This is a genomic window from Mesorhizobium sp. M2E.F.Ca.ET.219.01.1.1 (genome assembly GCF_004016445.2).
Lineage (GTDB): Bacteria > Pseudomonadota > Alphaproteobacteria > Rhizobiales > Rhizobiaceae > Mesorhizobium.
In genome coordinates this window covers 1,135,514-1,153,074 of record NZ_SADT02000002.1, presented here as the reverse complement: position 1 = coordinate 1,153,074, position 17,561 = coordinate 1,135,514, and the positions used below count along the sequence as shown (strand labels likewise).

The 17,561-nt window shown below is 65.1% G+C and carries 17 protein-coding genes and 1 pseudogene; 5 read left to right on the top strand and 13 right to left on the bottom strand.

The window, feature by feature from the left end; all coding sequences use genetic code 11:
* Positions 1 to 22: 22 nt before the first annotated feature.
* Positions 23 to 892 carry a glutathione-dependent disulfide-bond oxidoreductase gene (gene yghU / locus EN862_RS16285; RefSeq protein ID WP_127865300.1) on the top strand — a complete coding sequence of 290 codons (870 nt, stop codon included), beginning with the start codon at positions 23 to 25 and terminating at the stop codon, positions 890 to 892.
* Positions 893 to 1,136: 244 nt separating this feature from the next.
* Here the strand turns inward: yghU and EN862_RS16280 are convergent, their stop codons facing one another.
* Both EN862_RS16280 and EN862_RS16275 read right to left on the bottom strand, forming a co-directional pair.
* Positions 1,137 to 1,682, bottom strand: a complete 546-nt coding sequence (locus EN862_RS16280) for a YbhB/YbcL family Raf kinase inhibitor-like protein (RefSeq protein ID WP_127865299.1) — start codon at positions 1,680 to 1,682, stop codon at positions 1,137 to 1,139.
* A 320-nt stretch (positions 1,683 to 2,002) separates the two neighbouring features.
* Entirely contained in the window at positions 2,003 to 3,172 is a 1,170-nt protein-coding gene (locus tag EN862_RS16275; protein WP_189401352.1) for a PLP-dependent aminotransferase family protein, read from the bottom strand.
* Between the two features lie 396 nt (positions 3,173 to 3,568).
* Between EN862_RS16275 and EN862_RS16270 the strand changes: the two genes are divergently transcribed.
* Positions 3,569 to 3,883, top strand: coding sequence for a GYD domain-containing protein (locus EN862_RS16270; protein WP_126083289.1), 315 nt, complete (start codon positions 3,569 to 3,571; stop codon positions 3,881 to 3,883).
* Between the two features lie 23 nt (positions 3,884 to 3,906).
* Complete coding sequence (locus EN862_RS16265; RefSeq protein ID WP_127865297.1) at positions 3,907 to 4,200, top strand: antibiotic biosynthesis monooxygenase; 294 nt, start codon at positions 3,907 to 3,909, stop codon at positions 4,198 to 4,200.
* A 113-nt stretch (positions 4,201 to 4,313) separates the two neighbouring features.
* Here the strand turns inward: EN862_RS16265 and EN862_RS16260 are convergent, their stop codons facing one another.
* The 4 genes from EN862_RS16260 to EN862_RS16245 form a co-directional block, all read right to left on the bottom strand.
* Complete coding sequence (locus EN862_RS16260; protein WP_127865296.1) at positions 4,314 to 4,469, bottom strand: DUF1127 domain-containing protein; 156 nt, start codon at positions 4,467 to 4,469, stop codon at positions 4,314 to 4,316.
* Between the two features lie 196 nt (positions 4,470 to 4,665).
* Positions 4,666 to 5,889: an amidohydrolase family protein gene (locus EN862_RS16255; RefSeq protein WP_127865295.1), complete on the bottom strand. Its 1,224-nt coding sequence runs from the start codon at positions 5,887 to 5,889 to the stop codon at positions 4,666 to 4,668.
* A gap of 295 nt (positions 5,890 to 6,184) precedes the next feature.
* Complete coding sequence (locus EN862_RS16250; RefSeq protein WP_127865294.1) at positions 6,185 to 6,640, bottom strand: GFA family protein; 456 nt, start codon at positions 6,638 to 6,640, stop codon at positions 6,185 to 6,187.
* Between the two features lie 52 nt (positions 6,641 to 6,692).
* A complete protein-coding gene (locus tag EN862_RS16245; protein WP_127865293.1) occupies positions 6,693 to 7,244 on the bottom strand; it encodes an isochorismatase family protein in 552 nt (183 codons plus the stop codon).
* A gap of 144 nt (positions 7,245 to 7,388) precedes the next feature.
* On the opposite strand from EN862_RS16245, the gene EN862_RS36180 reads away from it, so the two are divergent.
* Positions 7,389 to 7,637: a hypothetical protein gene (locus tag EN862_RS36180; RefSeq protein WP_193771567.1), complete on the top strand. Its 249-nt coding sequence runs from the start codon at positions 7,389 to 7,391 to the stop codon at positions 7,635 to 7,637.
* Positions 7,638 to 7,926: 289 nt separating this feature from the next.
* Here the strand turns inward: EN862_RS36180 and EN862_RS16235 are convergent, their stop codons facing one another.
* Positions 7,927 to 8,835: a LysR family transcriptional regulator gene (locus EN862_RS16235; protein ID WP_127865292.1), complete on the bottom strand. Its 909-nt coding sequence runs from the start codon at positions 8,833 to 8,835 to the stop codon at positions 7,927 to 7,929.
* Positions 8,836 to 8,934: 99 nt separating this feature from the next.
* Between EN862_RS16235 and EN862_RS16230 the strand changes: the two genes are divergently transcribed.
* Positions 8,935 to 10,164, top strand: a complete 1,230-nt coding sequence (locus EN862_RS16230; RefSeq protein ID WP_127865291.1) for an MFS transporter — start codon at positions 8,935 to 8,937, stop codon at positions 10,162 to 10,164.
* A gap of 42 nt (positions 10,165 to 10,206) precedes the next feature.
* Here the strand turns inward: EN862_RS16230 and EN862_RS16225 are convergent, their stop codons facing one another.
* From EN862_RS16225 to EN862_RS16190, 6 genes and pseudogenes are all read right to left on the bottom strand, one after another.
* Positions 10,207 to 12,222, bottom strand: a complete 2,016-nt coding sequence (locus tag EN862_RS16225; RefSeq protein WP_127865290.1) for an amidase — start codon at positions 12,220 to 12,222, stop codon at positions 10,207 to 10,209.
* Positions 12,223 to 13,035: 813 nt separating this feature from the next.
* On the bottom strand, positions 13,036 to 13,809 hold the full coding sequence (xth, locus tag EN862_RS16210) for an exodeoxyribonuclease III (RefSeq protein ID WP_127865289.1): 774 nt from the start codon (positions 13,807 to 13,809) through the stop codon (positions 13,036 to 13,038).
* Between the two features lie 173 nt (positions 13,810 to 13,982).
* On the bottom strand, positions 13,983 to 14,639 hold the full coding sequence (locus EN862_RS16205; protein ID WP_127865288.1) for an alpha/beta family hydrolase: 657 nt from the start codon (positions 14,637 to 14,639) through the stop codon (positions 13,983 to 13,985).
* Positions 14,640 to 14,877: 238 nt separating this feature from the next.
* On the bottom strand, positions 14,878 to 15,987 hold the full coding sequence (locus EN862_RS16200; RefSeq protein WP_245519602.1) for a tetratricopeptide repeat protein: 1,110 nt from the start codon (positions 15,985 to 15,987) through the stop codon (positions 14,878 to 14,880).
* Positions 15,984 to 16,892 (bottom strand): Ku protein, encoded by a 909-nt coding sequence (locus tag EN862_RS16195; RefSeq protein ID WP_127865287.1) that lies wholly within the window; start codon positions 16,890 to 16,892, stop codon positions 15,984 to 15,986. Before EN862_RS16195 ends, EN862_RS16200 begins: the two co-directional genes overlap by 4 nt.
* 363 nt (positions 16,893 to 17,255) lie before the next feature.
* Positions 17,256 to 17,542 (bottom strand): annotated as a pseudogene (locus EN862_RS16190) (GIY-YIG nuclease family protein).
* Between the last annotated feature and the right edge of the window lie 19 nt (positions 17,543 to 17,561).

The window sequence follows — 17,561 nt, the reverse complement described above, 5'->3', positions numbered from 1 at the left end:
CGAACCCGCAAGGCCCTTGCCCATGAACCAATATATCCCGCCGAAAGTCTGGACCTGGAACAAGCCGAATGGCGGCGAGTTCGCCTCGATCAACCGGCCGATCGCCGGCCCGACGCATGAGAAGGAGCTGCCGGTCGGCAAGCACCCCCTGCAGCTCTATTCGCTGGCCACGCCCAACGGCCAGAAAGTGACGATCATGCTGGAAGAGCTTCTGGCGCTCGGCCACAAGGGCGCGGAATACGATGCCTGGCTGATCAAGATCGGCAATGGAGACCAGTTCGGCTCGGGTTTCGTCAAGGTCAACCCGAATTCGAAGATCCCGGCGCTGATGGACCACAGCGAGCCGAAGCCGGTGCGGGTGTTCGAGTCCGGCTCGATCCTCACCTATCTCGCCGAAAAATTCGGCGAATTCCTGCCGACCGAGCGCGCGGCGCGCGCGGAGACCTTCTCCTGGCTGTTCTGGCAGATGGGTTCGGCGCCCTATCTCGGCGGCGGCTTCGGCCATTTCTACGCCTACGCGCCGGAGAAGATCGAATACGCCATCGACCGTTTCGCCATGGAGACCAAGCGGCAGATGGATGTGCTCGACCGCCGTCTGGCGGAGAGCGAATATCTCGCCGGCCCCGACTACACGATCGCCGACATGGCGGTATGGCCCTGGTATGGCGGGCTCGCCAAGGGCCGCAGCTATAACGACGCCGCGCAGTTCCTCTCGGTGCATGAATACAAGAACGTGCAGCGCTGGGCCGACGCGATCGACGCGCGGCCGGCGGTGACGCGCGGCCGCATGGTCAACCGCATGTCCGGCGATCCGGCCTTCCAGCTGCGCGAGCGCCACGACGCCAGCGACTTCGAGACGAAGACGCAGGACAAGCTCGAAGCGGCGGAGTAACCGCGCCGACGCTCGTTATCCTCGGGCTTGACCCGAGGATCCATGCCGTGACGCGCGCCGAAGAGCGCAACGGAGCAGAATTCTTAACCGTTTCAACGCCTTAGCGTCACGGCATGGATCCTAGGGTCTGCGCGCGTCGCTTCGCTCCTTGCTCCGCCCTAGGATGACGAAGGCGAAGTGCCGCATTCCTTCACAACCGCCTCTGCTCTGCCGGGCATAAGAGGGAGAGGTTGGCTCTCCCCCGCTACCTCCCGTAAGTATACGTCACCGTCGCCTCGCCCAGCGCCGAGCTTTTCGCCGCCACCGAGACCATATCCGGCAACGGGTTCTCCGGTATGCGGAGCGTCTTCTCGCCAAGCGCATAGAGCGTGAAGACATAGTGATGCTGGCCGCTGCCGGGCGGCGGGCATGGGCCGAAATAGCCGGCGCGGCCGACGCCGCCCTTGCCCAGCACCGAGCCCTTCGGCATGCGCTTGCCGCCCTCGGCGCCGGCGCCTTCACCCAGGCCCTTGGCGCTGGCCGGAATATTCCAGGCCAGCCAGTGCCAGAAACCCTTGCCGCCATTGGCGTCGGTGTCGAACATGGTCAGCGCGTAGCTCTTGGTGCCGGCCGGCGGGTCTTTCCAGGCAAGCGCGATCGAAACGCTCTTTCCGCCGCAGCCGGCCTTGTCGCCGAGATATTTCGCATTCCATTTGCCATCGGAGACCGACGGGCTGGAGATTTCAAACGCCTGCGCCTGCGCGGCGAAGGCGACGAAGGCAAGCATGGTCAAGCCAAAACGCAAGGTCATCTGATCCTCCCTGAACGCTACAGCCTAGCGGAAAAGCGGCCCGAAAAAGGGCAGACCGGCGCGCTGACCGCCGGGGCAACGAAAAAAGCCCCGCCGGTGGAGGCCGTCGGGGCTCTTTCGTTCGGACCATGGAGGTGGGACCCCAAGGTCGGGTCGATCCAGGGGGTGTTGGATCGGCCGCGACCCTAGCCGAGGAAGCGGCCGCGCGGACAATCACGCCTGCGCACTACCAATCACGCCTGCGCGAGGCGGCGGTGATAACCGGCAATGCAACTGCTGATCTCCCTGCGACGGGGAGATTGGCGCTTCAGCGTTGCGCCCTAACCCCGCAGCAGCTTCGCCAGCCGCGGCACGCCTTCGTTCACGGCGCGGTCGTCGGCAAGGGTGAACGACATGCGCAGCGTGTTGCGGCCGGTGCCGTCGGCATAGAAGGCGTTGCCGGGCACGAAGGCGACGCGAGCCTCCTTGACCGACCGCGCCAGCAATTCGGTGGCGTCGGCGCCTTCCGGCAGCGTCAGCCAGACGAACATGCCGCCTTCGGGGCGGCTCCAGGAAATGCCGTCGGGCATGTTGGCCTCGAGCGCGCCGAGCAGCGCGTCGCGGCGCTTGCGGTAGGCGCCGATCAGCTTTTCCACCTGGGCGTCGAAGATGGTGTCGGCGACGCGGTGCATGACCATCTGGTTGATCGAGGGGCTGTGCAGGTCGGACGCCTGCTTCATCAGCACCAGCTTCTCCACGACATGGCGCGGCGCGCAAACCCAGCCGACGCGCATGCCGGGCGACAGGATCTTCGAGAACGACCCGCAATAGAGGGTGCGGGCCTTGTCGATGCCGCCGGAGCGGGCGCAGTCGAGCGCCAGGATGGGCGGCACGCCTTCCCCGTCATAGCGCAGCGCGCGATAGGCGGCGTCCTCGATGACGGCGATGTCGAGATCGGCGGCGAGGTCGAGCACCGCCTCGCGCTGCTTGACGTCCAGCGTGTTGCCCGTCGGGTTGGCGAAATCCGGTACCAGATAGGCGAACTTCACCTTGCCGCCGTTAGCGGCGGCGGCGGCGCGGTAGGCTTCCGGCGTCATGTTGCCGCCGGCGGGGTTCAGCCGGTCATAGCGCGGCTCATAGGCGTTGAAGGCCTGGAGCGCGCCGAGATAGGTCGGCCAGGTGACCAGGGCTGTGTCGCCGGGGGACAAAAAGAGCTTGCCGAGATAGTCGAGCGCCTGCTGCGAGCCGGAGGTGATGAAGATGTTGCCCTCGTCGCATTGAACGCCGAGCTTGCCCATTTGGGCCGCCAGCCACTTACGCAGCGGCAGATAGCCCTCGCTCACCTGGTACTGCAGCGCGACCCCCGCCTCCTTGCCTCCCAGCACCGCCTGGTAGGCGTCGCCGATCGCTTCGGCAGGAAACAGCGACGGGTCCGGAATGCCACCGGCGAAGGAGATGATGTCGGGCTGGTCGAGCAGCTTCAGCAGCTCGCGGATTTCCGAGGCTTTCATCCGCGACGAGCGCGATGCCAGAAGGTTCAACAAGGTCAAGGCGCACCTCCCGCAGTGCTTCTATTTAGGTCAGCTTGGTTGACCTATTATCAGGCCGCGCCTTGCGCGTGAATACACAAAACGGTCATGGCGCATCGTCGAGGCGACATTTGGCCTACAGATTTTCGCGGATGCCAATGGAAAGTTCGGCCATCGGCTCCCCGGCAGATGGCGGATTGTCGTTATATTAGAAAAAGCGCATATTATTGCAAGCCGGGGCGTGGTTCCGGTTGAACCGCCCCTTGGCTAGGCCGCCGGAGCGGTCCAAAGATCAGTCAAATGCCAGGAGAAAACAGGCACGTCCGTGCCGCCCTCATCATCGGGTGGCCGAGGCAGTGATATTTGGAGGAGGATCCCATGAAGGTTACCATACTGGCGAGTTACGAACCCCATGCCGCCAAGGGGCTGATGCAAGGATCGAACCGGGAAGTTGCAATCGCGGCGCTGTTTGAAAGTGTGGGCGGCAAGATGAACAGCCTGATGTTCACGCGCGGCCTCTATGACGTCATCGTCAATGGCGAGGTGCCGGACCAGATTGCCGGGATGGGGATGACGCTTGCCGTGCGTGCGAGCGGCTCGGTGAGCGATCTCGTCGTTCTGGAAGAGCTCGACATGAAGGCGGTGATCGCGGCCGCCAACAAGGCCGCCGGCGCCTACAAGCCGGCCGGCTGATATCTCATCGAACGGAGAACGCCATGACCGCCTACAACGTCGTCCGCTTTCGCACCAAGCCAGGCAAGGAAAAGGCCTTCGTCGACGCGCACGAAAAGGTCGCGCTCAACGCCAAGGGCTTTCGCAAGGGCGCCCTGATCAAGACCGGCGAGCGCAGCTTCTGCATGGTCGGCGAATGGGATGACATGGACAGCCTCGCCGCGGCGCGGCCGATGATGATCGGCATTCTCGACACGTTCCGCGATATGCTCGAAGACCTGGGTGGCGATCTCGGCGTGACGGATCCGGTGTCCGGCGCGGTCGTTGCGAAAATATAGGCTGAGGCGCCGCCTTCTGGCGCCGGCCGGGCCGCCTTGCGCGCCTGGCCGGCGTCATCGGCTCGAAGCTCGCGAGAAGCCGGCCGCGGCGGTGCGGCGCCTTTGCGTCAGCCTCAGAACGGCAACCGAATCTCGTCGTCCTGCGCGGCCTGCGGCCAGCCGATATCCTTCTTGATCTCGGTCGGCAGGTCGTTCAGCTCGCGCATCGTGCGGCGGCGCTTGCTGGCCTTGGCAAAGGCGGCGCGGATCCGGTTGAGACTTTTGAACATGGAAAGCTCCCATAAATCGGCGGCGCAGAACCGGTGCCGCCTCTTCACCCGGCGCCGCTTTTGCGATGCGTCTGTAACCGGTGGATTGCGCGGAAACGGTGAAATGCTTCACGAAGCCGGAGCGGCCTGAAACATATGCATGCAAATTAATTTGCGGTCGAGCATGCGGCCTGAGGCACAGGCGTGCTTGGACGCGTTACTCGGCCACCTTCCCGCCTCGAGCCACCTCCCTGCCCGCCCGGTAGACCGTGCGGTCCCTCGGCACTGCCACCACCGCTTCCGGGATATGCTCGGCCCGAACAGCGACAAAGTCGGCCTTGGCGCCGGCGGCGATGCCGTAGCCCTCCAGCCCCAGAGCAGTCGCGCCGCCATGGCTCACCACATCATAGGCCGCTTCCAGCTCGCAATCCTCGTAGAAGCCGGAGCGGTAGCCGATCATGTTGGCGCGGTTCAGCATGTCGCCATCGCCATAGGGCCACCAGGAATCGCGGATGTTGTCGGACCCGGCGAATACGGTGACGCCTGCCTTGCGCAGCGCTGCGACCGGCGGGAAAGCATGGTCGCCAGGCGCGTTGGTCATGATGGCGACGCCGGCGGCGGCGATCCTCTCGCCGGCCCTGGCCAGCGCTTCGGCGGAGATGTCGCCCAGCGCATAGGCGTGGCTGACGGCGACTTTTCCTTGCATGCCCGATGCCGAGGTGCGGGCGACGATCTCCTCGATCTCGAAGAGGCCGAGCGCGCCGCGGTCATGCAGGTGGATGTCGATGCCGGCGCCGCGCTTTTCGGCAAGGCCGAAGACCACGTCGAGATGGGCCCTAACATCGCGGTCGAAGCTCGCCGGATCGAGCCCGCCGATCAGGTCGCAGCCGAGCTTCAGCGCTTCGTCGAGCAGCTCGGCCGTGCCGGGCGAGGACAGGATGCCGCTCTGCGGAAAGGCGACGAGCTGGATGTCGATCAGGTCGCGGTATCTCTCGCGCACGCCAAGGATCGTCTCGACATGCTTCAGCCCGACCGCGGCGTCGACCATGACATGGCTGCGCATGGCGAGGCTGCCATGGCCGACGCAAAGCTCGAGTTGGTTTTTCGCGCGCTCCTCCATGGGTGCCGCCTGCTCGAGGTTGCGCATCTGGAAAGCAACCCGCTCGCGCACATCAAAACCGTTGGTGCAGGGAATATGCGGCCGCCAGGTATCGCCATAGAAGGAGGTATCGAGATGGACATGGCCCTCGACGAAGGCCGGCAGCACGAGCTGTCCGGTGAGGTCGACGGCGCCTGGCGGCGGCGATGCGGCATTGGCGGCCGGAGTGATGGCGCTGAAGCGCCCATTAACGACGGCGAGGTCGGCGACGGTGCCGTCGGCAAGCCTGGCATTGAGAAAACGAGTATGATTCACGACGCATCCCATTGAAAGTGAACGCATCAGTGGTCGTCGCTTGGCTGGCCAAGGTCAATGCGGGATGAGATAGAAAGTGTTTCGCCATTGCCTTCTCCCGTTGTGGAGGAAGGCAAGTACAACGCCCGTTATATACCGCTTTCGCGGAAGTTTCAGCGGGCGGCAAATATGCCATGGTGAAGTCAGCGGTATGAGGCCGCCGTGGTCGACGCGGACGCCCAAGCACATCCCCAACAATGCGCCCCCAACGGACGCGTCGACCATGAACGAAATGCCGACGGCGACCTTGCCCAGGGTCGCCGTTTTGCCTTTGGCCCTCCGGTCAGCCTTGGGTGCCGGCGTATTCGGCGATCAGCCCCTCATAGTCCTCGAAGGCAGGCAGCGCTTCGTAGCTGTGCACCGCCGATGTCGCCGCCCAGGGCAGTTTCTCGGCCGTCCAGGTCTCGATGAAGGGCGCGAACCAGGCATGGTCGTCGAGCATGGTCGGGCGCAGGTTGACGAACCAGTCGATCCCTTCGGGCCGCGTGAACATCCAGGTCATGCAGTAGCCGCAGAAATAATGCTTCGAGGCGCCGTGCAGGCCGCCGATCACCGGCTCGCCCTTCGTCACCTCGAAACCTTCCGAGGGGATCGCCGCGCTCAGCGAATAGGCGCTGGACGACATAAGCTGGCAGCCGGTGCAGTGGCAGGCCATGGTGAGCAGCGGTTTTGCCGAGATTTTCAGGCGCACGCGGCCGCAGCGGCAGCCTCCTTCGGCAGGAAGAGTGAGGGTGGGCAAGATGGACTCCTTGGGGTTCTCCCTTCTCCTGTGGGAGAAGGAGAAGGGGCGCTCAGCCTTCCGTCAACTCCGCCGTCGTCGTCATCCGCGCGCCTTGCCCAGCGAAGGCTTCGTTGTGGCGGGCGATGATGGCGGGCGCTTTCTCCTCGAGCGAATCCAGCGTCGAATGCGCGTCGGAGACCACGGTGACGCCCAAGCCCTCGGCCAAGGCGCCCTTGACCGTCGCGGCGACGCAGAAATCGGTCTGGGCGCCGATCAGCACGACGTCCTTCGCGCCCTGCCCCGCCACCCATTCGGCGAGCTCGGGATTGGAGAAAGCGTTGCCCACGCTCTTGCCGAAGGTCGGCTCGTCGGCCGCCTGGCCGAGCAGCGGCCAGACCGGCCAGCCGGACGCGCCCGGCGCCAGCGGATCGCCCTCCGGCCCGTCATGGCGGATGAACGCCACCTTGCGGCTGGAACGCCGCGCCCAGTCGATCAGCGCGCGCGAGCGCTCGGCGATGGCGTCGGCGTCATGGATCGGCGGATCGAAACGACCGTCGAACATGCCGGTCTGCAGGTCGATGACGACGAGCGGCGCGGCGGCGGAGGGAGCGGTATCTGGCATGGCGGCGAAGATAGCGTGGGTGGGGGATGGGTCAAGGACGAGGCAGGAGCCAGCAAGCAGCAACTCGCGCCAACCCAAATGCAATTTTCAGTTGCATTTATAAAACCATTGCAACTAATATGACCAGAGGATCGGGGGATGACAATGGATGAACAATACACCGTGTTCCTAATCGGAGGGGGCACAGGAGGTGACGAGCAGGCGGTGTTCACGCCGCAGAATGTGGGGACTCGGTGCAGGCTCACTTGCAGCTATCGCAACAAAGTTATCGCTGCCGAGGAAGACGACTATTTCGAAGCCCTATGCCAAATCCGCAAGCAGCTCGAAGTGGAAGGAATACTGCCCTTTTTTGTTATGGCGCGAGCGCGAATGTTTTCCCTGAAGGCACCGTGACAGGGATGAGTCGTGGATTGGTGGTCTGCAAAGTGAAAACGGGGGAGCGTCCCAAGGAGAGCGACTTTAGTCAATATATTTGACGACGGGTACGATGTGCCCGTGTTCGTCTTCATGCAGCAGCAGTTTTGGGATTCGTGGCTCGCCTCCCTGCCCCGGTCGCAAGACCCGGAGATCGCGAACTCGACGGACGGTGCAGCCCGCTCCCTCTGGCAGTCTCTAACAGTTCGTTTTGCGAAGATGTTGAAATCGCTTTTCTAGGGTCAGGGGGAAGAGGGGCGCCTGGCTTTTACGACATCAGCGGCATCGGGCCCTTCAGCGCCTCGGCCAGCGCGTCGCGGAAGACCGCGATCGGGCGTGCCAGCCTGCCGGCCGGGGGGCGGTGGAGCAGCCAGCAGCGCACCTGCGGCTTGAAGCCGGGGCAGTCGACCACCTCGACCGCATCGCGCCATTGGCTGCTCGACAGCGCGCCGAGCGTGACGACGCCGATGCCGTGGCCGCGCGCCACCAGCGACATCCGTAGATCCGCGCCCTGCGCCTCGACGCCGACATGGAAAGGCAGCCGCGCCACCTCGAAGCGGTGGCGGATGAAGGCGCGAAAGCCGCAGCCGGTTTCGTTGAGCACCCAGGGGTAGCGCGCGAGATCGTTGAGCTCGGCGGGCTTCGGCACCCCGAGGCTTGGCGAGGCCACCAGAAGCACCGCCTGCACGCCGAGATCGTCGCCGACGAGTTCGGGCGGCGGCGCGACGCCCTCGGCAAGGCAGACGGCCACCGCGTCGATTTCGCTGTGCAGCACCTGCTCCACCAGGCGCGGCGAGAGGCTTGAGGTAATCCTCAGGGTCAGTTGCGGGAAGGCCGCGCGAAGACTGTCGAGCGGCTCGGACAGCGCGCTGGTCGAGAGGTAGGGCATGATGCCGAGGCGAAACTCGCCACGCACCTCGCCCGCCGGCGAGACGCCCGCCTTGAGATCCTCCAGCGAACGCAGCACGCGGCGGCCATGCTCATAGGCCTCGCGGCCGGATGCGGTGGGTTTGAGCGGCTTCGACTGGCGGTCGAGCAAGGGCGTCGCCAGCCGCTCCTCGAGATTTTGCACCCGACGCGTCACACCGGGCTGCGTGAGGTTGAGCCTGGCCGAAGCACCGACGATGGAGCCGGTTTCGACGACGGCGACGAAGGCTTCGAGGTCGTGAATGTTCATGCGTATCTCGCATAATCATTATTAGATCATTTGAATCGTAGCATTATGCTATCATGGAATAAAGTCCCCTCATGATATGCGCACAATGAAGGACTCGCAATGAGCGGATCAGACTGCACGCAAGCCACCACGGCGTTCGCCGCGCCGTCCACCGGCGCTCAAACCATCACCAGGGCGCAGACGCTGCTGTTCGCCGGCGCGGTCGGCATCATCATCACCAACATCTTCGCGCCGCAGACGCTGGTCGGGCTGATCGGACCGTCGCTGGGGGCAGCGGCATCGGAAGGCGGCCTCGTCTCCATGGCCGCCCTGCTTGGCTATGCCGCCGGGCTGTTCTTCCTGGTGCCGCTCGCCGACCTCGTCGAGAATCGCGTGCTGGTGTTGCGCATGCTGGGCACTGCCGTGCTCGCTGCGGCGGTCGCCTCCGTCGCGCCATCCGCGGCTTCGCTGCTGCTGGTGCTGTTCGCACTCGGCGCGGCGTCCTCCTGCATCCAGGTGCTGGTGCCGGTCGCGGCCTCGATGGCGCCGCCGGGAGAGGACGGCCGCGTCATCGGCGACGTCATGAGCGGGCTGATGATCGGCATTCTGTTGTCGCGCCCGCTGGCCAGCCTCGTCGCCGACGCCTTCGGCTGGCGCGCCTTTTATGGCATCGTCGCCGCGACGCTGGCGCTGCTCGCCATCCTGCTCGGCTTCGCCATGCCGAAGCGCCGGCCGCTGGCGCATGCGAGCTATGCGGGACTCATCGCCTCGCTGCTCGCGCTTCTGCGCCAAGAGCCGGTGCTGCGGCGGCGCGCCTTCACCGCCAGCCTGGCGATGGCCGGCTTCAGCGTGTTCTGGACGGCGGTGGCGCTGAGGCTTGCAGCACCGCCCTTCGACCTCGGCCAGAAGGGCATCGCGCTGTTCGCTCTGGCCGGCGCCGGGGGTGCGGCGGTGACGCCGCTGTTCGGCCGCGCCGGCGATCGCGGCTGGACGCGGCCGGCGACGATCGCCTGCCATTTCGTGCTCATCGCCGCGCTCGCGCTCGCCGCCTTCGCCGGCGCCCCCAGGGCCGGCGGCGCATGGCTGCCGCTCATCCTGATGGGCGCAAGCGCGGTGCTGCTCGATATCGGCGTCATCGGCGATCAGACGCTCGGCCGCCGCGCCGTCAACCTCTTGCAGCCGACGGCGCGCGGCCGCATCAACGGACTGTTCGTCGGCATCTTCTTCATCGGTGGCGCGATCGGCTCGCTGCTGGCAGGGTTTGCCTGGGCCTGGGGCGGCTGGAACGCGGTGTGCGCGGTTGGTGCGGTGTTTGGGGTGGCGGCGCTGGTGGTGGATTGGGCGGAGTAGCGCAATCTCTCCCTTCTCCCCTTGCGGGAGAAGGAGGAGGCACTACTCAATCCCGCCCGTCACGGCATATGCCCCAGCGGTGCGCCCATCCGGCGACTGCACGATGGCCGTGACGATCGAGCCATAGGGACCGCGCCACACACTGTGAAAACCTTGATGCGTCGAGGCCGGCACGACCACCCGGCCGGTGTAGCGGTTACCATTCGCCTGCATGATCACCGGCTCGCCGTTGACGTCGACTTTAACGTCTACTTCCGGCTCCGCCGGCTCGATCTCCAGCGTGATCGTGATCTCGTCGGTGTCACCGGCATGGGCCGTTTCGGCAGTCAGCTTCAGGGTAAACGGCGCATCGCCAGCGCCCCTCCTCACACCGCTGCCCGCCGCGAACACATCATCAGCCAGCGCCGGCGTGCGCGGCGGGACGGTGCGGCGCTTGGTGGCGCGCTCATAGTCGCCGGCGATCATCAGCAGCGCCGTGTCGTCATAGGCCTTGCCGGCGAAGGTGAGGCCGACCGGCATGCCGATATCGGCCATGGTTCCCATCGGCACGGTCACCGTCGGAATGCCCAGATGCCGCCAGATGAGATTGCCGTTGGCGACCCAGGTGCCGTTGCGCCAGGCGAGATGGGCGGAGGCCTCGTTGACGTCGGCATCGGCCGGTCCGACATCGGCGACCGCCGGCAGCACGACGGCATCGAGGCGGTTGGCATCGAGCCAGTCCTCGAAGTCGACGCGGCGCGTTGCCTCGAGGCCTTTCAGGCCATCCCCGATGGTTGGGATATCTTCCAGTCGCGCCACGCCCCGCTTCGCCCGCTCGACATACTGCGCCAGATCGAACTCGGCCTCGCCGTAACGGTCGCGCAACGTGCCCGGCGGCTGGGGGAAGATCTTTGCGCCGTCGACCGAAGCAAGATCGGGGATGGCCGGATCGGCATTGGCGCGCAGGAAATCGTCCCACGACCAGATCGACAGGTCCCAGATCTCGCGCTCGGCGAAGTCTTTCGACACCAGCCCGCAATCGACCATGGAGCGCGCGCCGGGACGGTCGCGCTCGTAATTGGACACAACCGGGAAATCGACCTCGACCACTTCCGCGCCAAGCGCTTCCAGGTCGCGAGCCGCCTGCCGCCAGAGCTCCAGCACCGAGGCGCGGGTCTCGATCGGCCTGTCGGCACTCTCGTCCTTGCCGATATACATTTTCGGCACGCCGAGCCGCTTGCCCTTGAGCGCGCCTTGCAGCGGAAGGGCGGTGTAGCTCGCCGGCCGCAGCGCCGAGGCTTTCGGGATATCCACCCAGGGCTGCGCGCGCCAGAAATCGCCGCGCATCTCGGCGTCGTCGGCGACGATCACGTCGAGCAGTTCCAGCATGTCGGCGATGCTGCGCGTATGCGGCACCACCACATCCATGGTCGGCACCAGGGGCCAGTTGCCGCGCACCGAGATCACGCCGCGCGAGGGCGTGTAGGCGGTGAGCGCATTGTTGGAGGCCGGCGCGCGGCCGGACGACCAGGTTTCCTCGCCGAGCCCGAACGCGGCGAAGGACGCGGCGGTCGCTGTGCCCGAGCCGTTGGACGAACCGGAGGCGAAGGCGGCGGTAAGGAAATCCTTGTTGTAGGGGCTCTCGGCGCGGCCATAGACGCCGCGCTGCATGCCGCCATTGGCCATCGGCGGCATGTTGGTGAGGCCGATCAGCACCGCGCCGGCGGCGCGCAGACGCGCGATGGTGAAGGCGTCCTCCGTGGCGACGAGATGCTCGAAGGCGGGCGAGCCGGCCGCGACCGTCAGGCCCTTCACCTTGTAGCTGTCCTTGGCGGTGTAGGGGATGCCGTCGAGCGGCCCGAGCGCCCTGCCCGCGCGGCGGCGCCGGTCGGACGCTTCCGCCTCCTCGAACAAGTTCGGGTTGAGGATGGGGACCGCGTTGAGCGCAATGCCGTGGCGGTCGTAATGGGCGATGCGCCGCAGATAGGCGGCGACGAGCTCGACGCTGGTGATGGTGCCGTCTTCAAGCGCGCGGCGAAGGTCGGCGATCGAGGCTTCGACGAGATGGAGGGTGGGCATGATGGGCTCGGCTTACGTGGCGTCTCGGTACCATTGCCCTGCCGGATGTCTCCACCGCAAGAGGCTTGGAAAGAGGCTTGGACTTCATGGACACGTAGGAGGAATGGCGCCGCGGTCGAAGCTGCTGATCTCCCCCCTTGTGGGGGAGATGGCCGGCAGGCCAGAGGGGGGCGCGAAAGAACGCGGCATTGCGCATTGCCCCAATGAAACAGCGGTGGGTGTGACAGATGGCTGAATTGGGACGCCGGCGGGACAGCGCCCCCCTCTGCCCTGCCGGGCATCTCCCCCACAAGGGGGGAGATCGGCCATCATGCCGGCTTTTTTGCCAACCTGTAACGTCGCCCTCACTCCGGCGCCCCGGCAAACAGCACCTTGCCATCTCCTCCGCCGCCGGCCAATTGCGGATGATGCGACGGCGGTTACTTCAGTATAACGCTGTCCCCAGAAAACAGAACGGCCGGCCGGGGCCGCTTACTTGACAGAAATCGTTCATATGAGATTATCCGCCGTGATTTTCGAGGAGAGCAATCGCATGAAGAAGACTTACGAAAAGCCGGTATTGGTCCGCAAGGGTAAGCTTTCAGCGATTGTGGCCGGTTCGCCCGTGCCAGGTTGACGGTGAAATCATCGCCGCTTTGAGCATGTGTCGATAGGGGACATCCTGATATGAAGAAGACTTACGAGAAGCCGGTTTTCGCCCGCAAGGGCAAGCTTTCGGCGGTTGTGGCTGGTTCGCAGCCGGCTCCACAGTGATCGGAAGACGCAAAGCCTGGTCTCTCAACGATCCCCGCCACGGCGGGGATTTTTGTTTTCTCACCCCAACTCCACCCAGACCGGCGCGTGGTCGCTGGGGTTTTCCCCTCCCCGCACCTCGCGGTCGATGCCCGCCGCTTTCAGCTTCCGCGCCAGCTTCTTCGACAGCAAGATGTGGTCGAGCCGCAATCCGGCATCGCGCGGCCAGCGGTTCCGGCGATAGTCCCAGAAAGTGTAGAGCCGCTCCTCCTTGGGAAAAACCTTGCGCAGCGCGTCGGTCCAGCCCTGATCGATCAGCGCGGCGAAGGCGGCGCGGCTTTCGGGCTGCACCAGCGCGTTGTCGTCATAGGAGCGGGTCTCATAGATGTCGCGCGGCTCGGGCACGATGTTGAAGTCGCCGGCGAGCGCCACCGGCAGGCCGGTGTCGAGAAGCTCGGCCGCGTGCGCCGCGAAGCGTTCGTGCCAGGCGAGCTTGTAGTCGAATTTCGGGCCGGGCCGCGGGTTGCCGTTCGGCGCATAGAGGCAGGCAATGACGACGCCGTCGACCGCCGCCTCGATATAGCGGGCCTGGCGGTCGGCATCATCGCCGGGCAGCGCGTCGCGCGTCAGCACCGGCTCGGCACCCTTTGCTAGGATGGCGACGCCGTTCCAGGTCGGCTCGCCCTTCCACACCGCGCCATAGCCGGCCTTCGCCAGCCGGGTCAGCGGGAATTGGGTGTCGCGCGATTTCAGCTCCTGCAGGCAAACGACGTCGGGTTTCGCGCGCGCGAGCCAAGCGAGCAGGTTCTCGAGACGATTGTTGATGTTGTTGACGTTGAAGGTGGCGAGTTTCATGTTTGGATGCCGAAGGCGCCTCTCGCTTCGTCATCCTCGGGCTTGACCCGAGGATCCATGCCGTGACCGTCGCCATGGAACGTGGCGGGGCAGAATTCTGAACCGGAGCAGAGCCTTAGCGTCATGGCATGGATCCTAGGGTCTGCGCGCGTCGCTTCGCTCCTTGCTTCGCCCTAGGATGACGAAGCCGAGGGCTGCGCGAATTTAGCCACTATCGTCTCCGCCACCATCTTCAAATGATCCGCCGTCGAAAAGCCCGAGATCGCCTTGCGCGGCTTCAAATCGTGGTCGCCGTCCTCCAGCCAGACCACCTCTATCGCCGGGGAAAGGCCGTAGGTCGCGACCTCGTCCTTCGTGCCGAACTCGTCGCGGGTGCCTTGGAAGATCAGCGTCGGGGTCTTCAAGTCGAGGAGATGCTTCGTCCGCAGCTGCTCCGGCCTGCCTGGCGGATGGAACGGGTAGCCGAGGCAGACCAGCCCCGCGATCTCGCCTCTTTCGAACATCTCGTCGGCGACCATCGAGGCGACGCGGCCGCCCATCGACTTGCCGCCGATGATCAGCATGCCGGTCACGCCCCTGGCGCGCAGATCGGCGATCGCCTTGATGTATTCCGGGTTGACCGTCTCGGCGCGCGGCGGCGGCTTGCGGTGGCCGTAGCGGCGCGCGGCCATGTAGTGGAACTCGAAACGCGCGACCTGGAAGCCGGCCGTGCTGAGCGCCTTGGCGGTGGCGGTCATCGAGGGCGAGTCCATCGACGCGCCGGCGCCATGGGCGAGCAGGATGGTGACTGGGGCGGTGTCGAAGCCGTCGAAGAGGAAATGGGTTGTCATAGGACTGTTCTCGGCGCGGCGGCGAAGCTGCTGATCTCCCCCCTTGTGGGGGAGATGGCCGGCAGGCCAGAGGGGGGCGCGAAGGAACGCGGACCTCGCTCCTTACAAAACGAGAATCCTAGAGGTCGCGGCAGCGAAAAGCTGAGAGGCCGGCGGGACAGCGCCCCCCTCTGGCCTGCCGGACATCTCCCCCACAAGGGGGGAGATTGGCTGTCGCGAAGGCCTTCGCCAACCATCCTCACCCCGCCGTGCGCGCCATGTGCAGATCCACGAACTGGATGCCCTTCTGCGCGGTCCGTGCCCATTCGGACTCCGCGTCCAGTTCCAGATAGCGCACCCACAACCGGCGGGCCTCCATCAGATTGCCCGCGTCGAATTCCAGCCGGGCGAGGTTGAACACCGGGTCGGCATAGGCCTTGTCCAGCGCGATCGCCTTCTGCAGATGGCGCCTTGCCGACCCCGCCTTGCCCTCGTCGCTCATCAGCCCGGCGAGGTTGAACCAGGCTTCGACGAAACCGGGGTCTAGTTTTATGGCGCGGGCATAGTCGTGCGCCGCTTCGGCAATCCGGCCGGCGCCGCGCAGGCAGTTGGCGCGGTTGAAGGCGGCGATGCTGTCTTTCGGGTCGATCGCCAGGCAGCGCTGGTAGAGCGCTGCCGCATCGTCGTGGCGCCCCTCCTCTTCCGCCATCTCGGCTTCGGCGAAGAGTTCTTCCAGCGTGTCGTCTTCCGGGCTGCCGAGGTCGAACAGCAGCTGGCCGTCGAGCTCGCTCGTCCCATCGTCGAGATAGATCGCGTCCGGGCGGCCATGCTGTGAGCCGAGATTGAGCGATTTTGCCGTGAGCGACGCGACCGGGCCGGAACGGTGCACCGAGCGCGCGATCGCGCCCCAGGTGGCGCCGCTGGCAATCAGCCCGGCATATTTCCTCGCCAGGATCAGGTCGCGAAAGGAATAGGGCTCGCCGTCATGCTCGAAGGCGTCGAACAGCGAGAGCATGTCGAGGGCATCGCCCGCGAGCCGCGACTGGTCGATGAGCGATTGCCGGGAGAGCGACGAGGCGTCGGGCGCCTTCATCAGTCCGAGCAGGCGCAGGAAACCGTTCTCGCTGACCAGGGCGCGTCCGGCTTGGCGTTCGGACTTGGCGCGGCGCTCGATCTCGGCATCGCCGGATTTCTCCTTGGCGAGAAGCGCGCGGCCGAACACGACATGGCTGGTACGGCGGGTGACGCCGCGCCTAAGCTCCGCATGGCGGCGCTCGACCTCGCGCGCGGCGAGCCGCAGCGGAAAAGCGGCCAGCGCGCCGACGACGCCGAAGACGGCGCCGGGAACGATCGCCGGCCCTCCCGTCACTTCTTGCTCTTGCCGACGGCCTTCAACAGGTTCGCCTTCAGCGGGTTCTCAGGCGCGCCGCCGGCAGCGGCCTTCTTCGCGGGTTTTGCCGGCGCTTCCTCGGCCTTGCTCTTCGACTTGGCCGGCGGCTTGGCCTGCTGCGACAGGCTGGCCTTCAGCGCATCCATCAGGTTGATGACGTTGCCGCGCTCGGGCGCGGCCGCAATGATCGGCTTGTGGCCCTTCAACTTCTCGCGGATCATCGCCATCAGCGCCACTTCGTAGCGATCCTCATAATTCTTCGGATCGAAGTGGGTTTCCTTCTGCTTGATCAGCGCTTGGGCGAGATCGAGCATTTCCGGGTCAGGCTTGCCCGCCGGGATGTTGCCGAAATATTCAGCCGTGCCGCGCACTTCGTTGGGATTCCTCAAGGTGCAGACGAACATGCCGTTCTCGCGCGCGCCGATCGTCACCACGCGCTCGCGGCTGGAGAGCACGAGCCGCGCAATCGCCAGCTTGCCGGACTTGCGCATGGCTTCGCGCAACACCGCGAAGGTTTCCTCCGCCATCGCGCCGTCGGGCGCGAGATAATAGGGCGAGTCCTGGTAGATGACATCGACCTCGCCCTCGTCGACGAAGGCCTCGATGTTCATCGTGTGGTTGGATTCGATCCTGACCGCATCGAGGTCGGCGTCGTCGATGATGATGTACTGCTTGTCCTCATACTCATAACCGCGCACCAGGTCCGAGCGCTCGACCAGGCCAAGCTCGGGATCGACCGGCTTCATGTTGATGCGGTTGTGCGTCTTCTTGTGCAGCTGATTGAACGAGATGCGCTCGCTCGCGCTGGTGGCCGGGTAAAGCCGGACCGGACAGCTGACGAGGCTGAGCTTGAGGTAACCTTTCCAACTTGCCCTGGGCGCCATGATGAACTCCTACGCGGCCATGCACTGACACTATGTTGGAGCATGGTCTTGTCCAAAAACCGGTTCCCACTTTTTGGGACCATGCTCTTTGCAGCGCTTCGTCCGTAGGACGATTGGCGCCTTGGAAATCCTACACCGACCCCTCACCTTACAGCCGAATTCCTAGCGAAGTGTTTTTGAGGGTGGGTTGGCGCGGAGGATAATTCAAATTGTAGGAAGCGTCGATGGAGATGGATTCGGACGCTGGCGATTGGCTGAAGCCCCGAAGCTTCGTCATCCTAGGGCGAAGCAAGGAGCGAAGCGACGCGCGCAGACCCTAGGATCCATGCCGTGACATGCGAGCGCCGCGACGGTGCAGATCGCTCACCAGCCCGTCCCGCGAAAGAGCTCGGACCATTCTGGATTGGTCTTCTCGATCAGTTCGATCTTCCATTGGCGCGGCCAGCGCTTTAACGATTTCTCGCGCTGTATGGCATCGGCGATATCGAAGTATTCCTCGTACCAGACTAGGCGGTGCACGGCGTAGCGGCTGGTGAAATGCGAGCCTTGGCCGTTCTTGTGCTCGGGCATCCGACGCGCGAGGTCGTTGGTGACACCGATGTAGATCGTGCCGCCTTTCTGGCTCGCGGTCATTACACGTAACCTGTCATCGAGCGATCCTAATTGGCG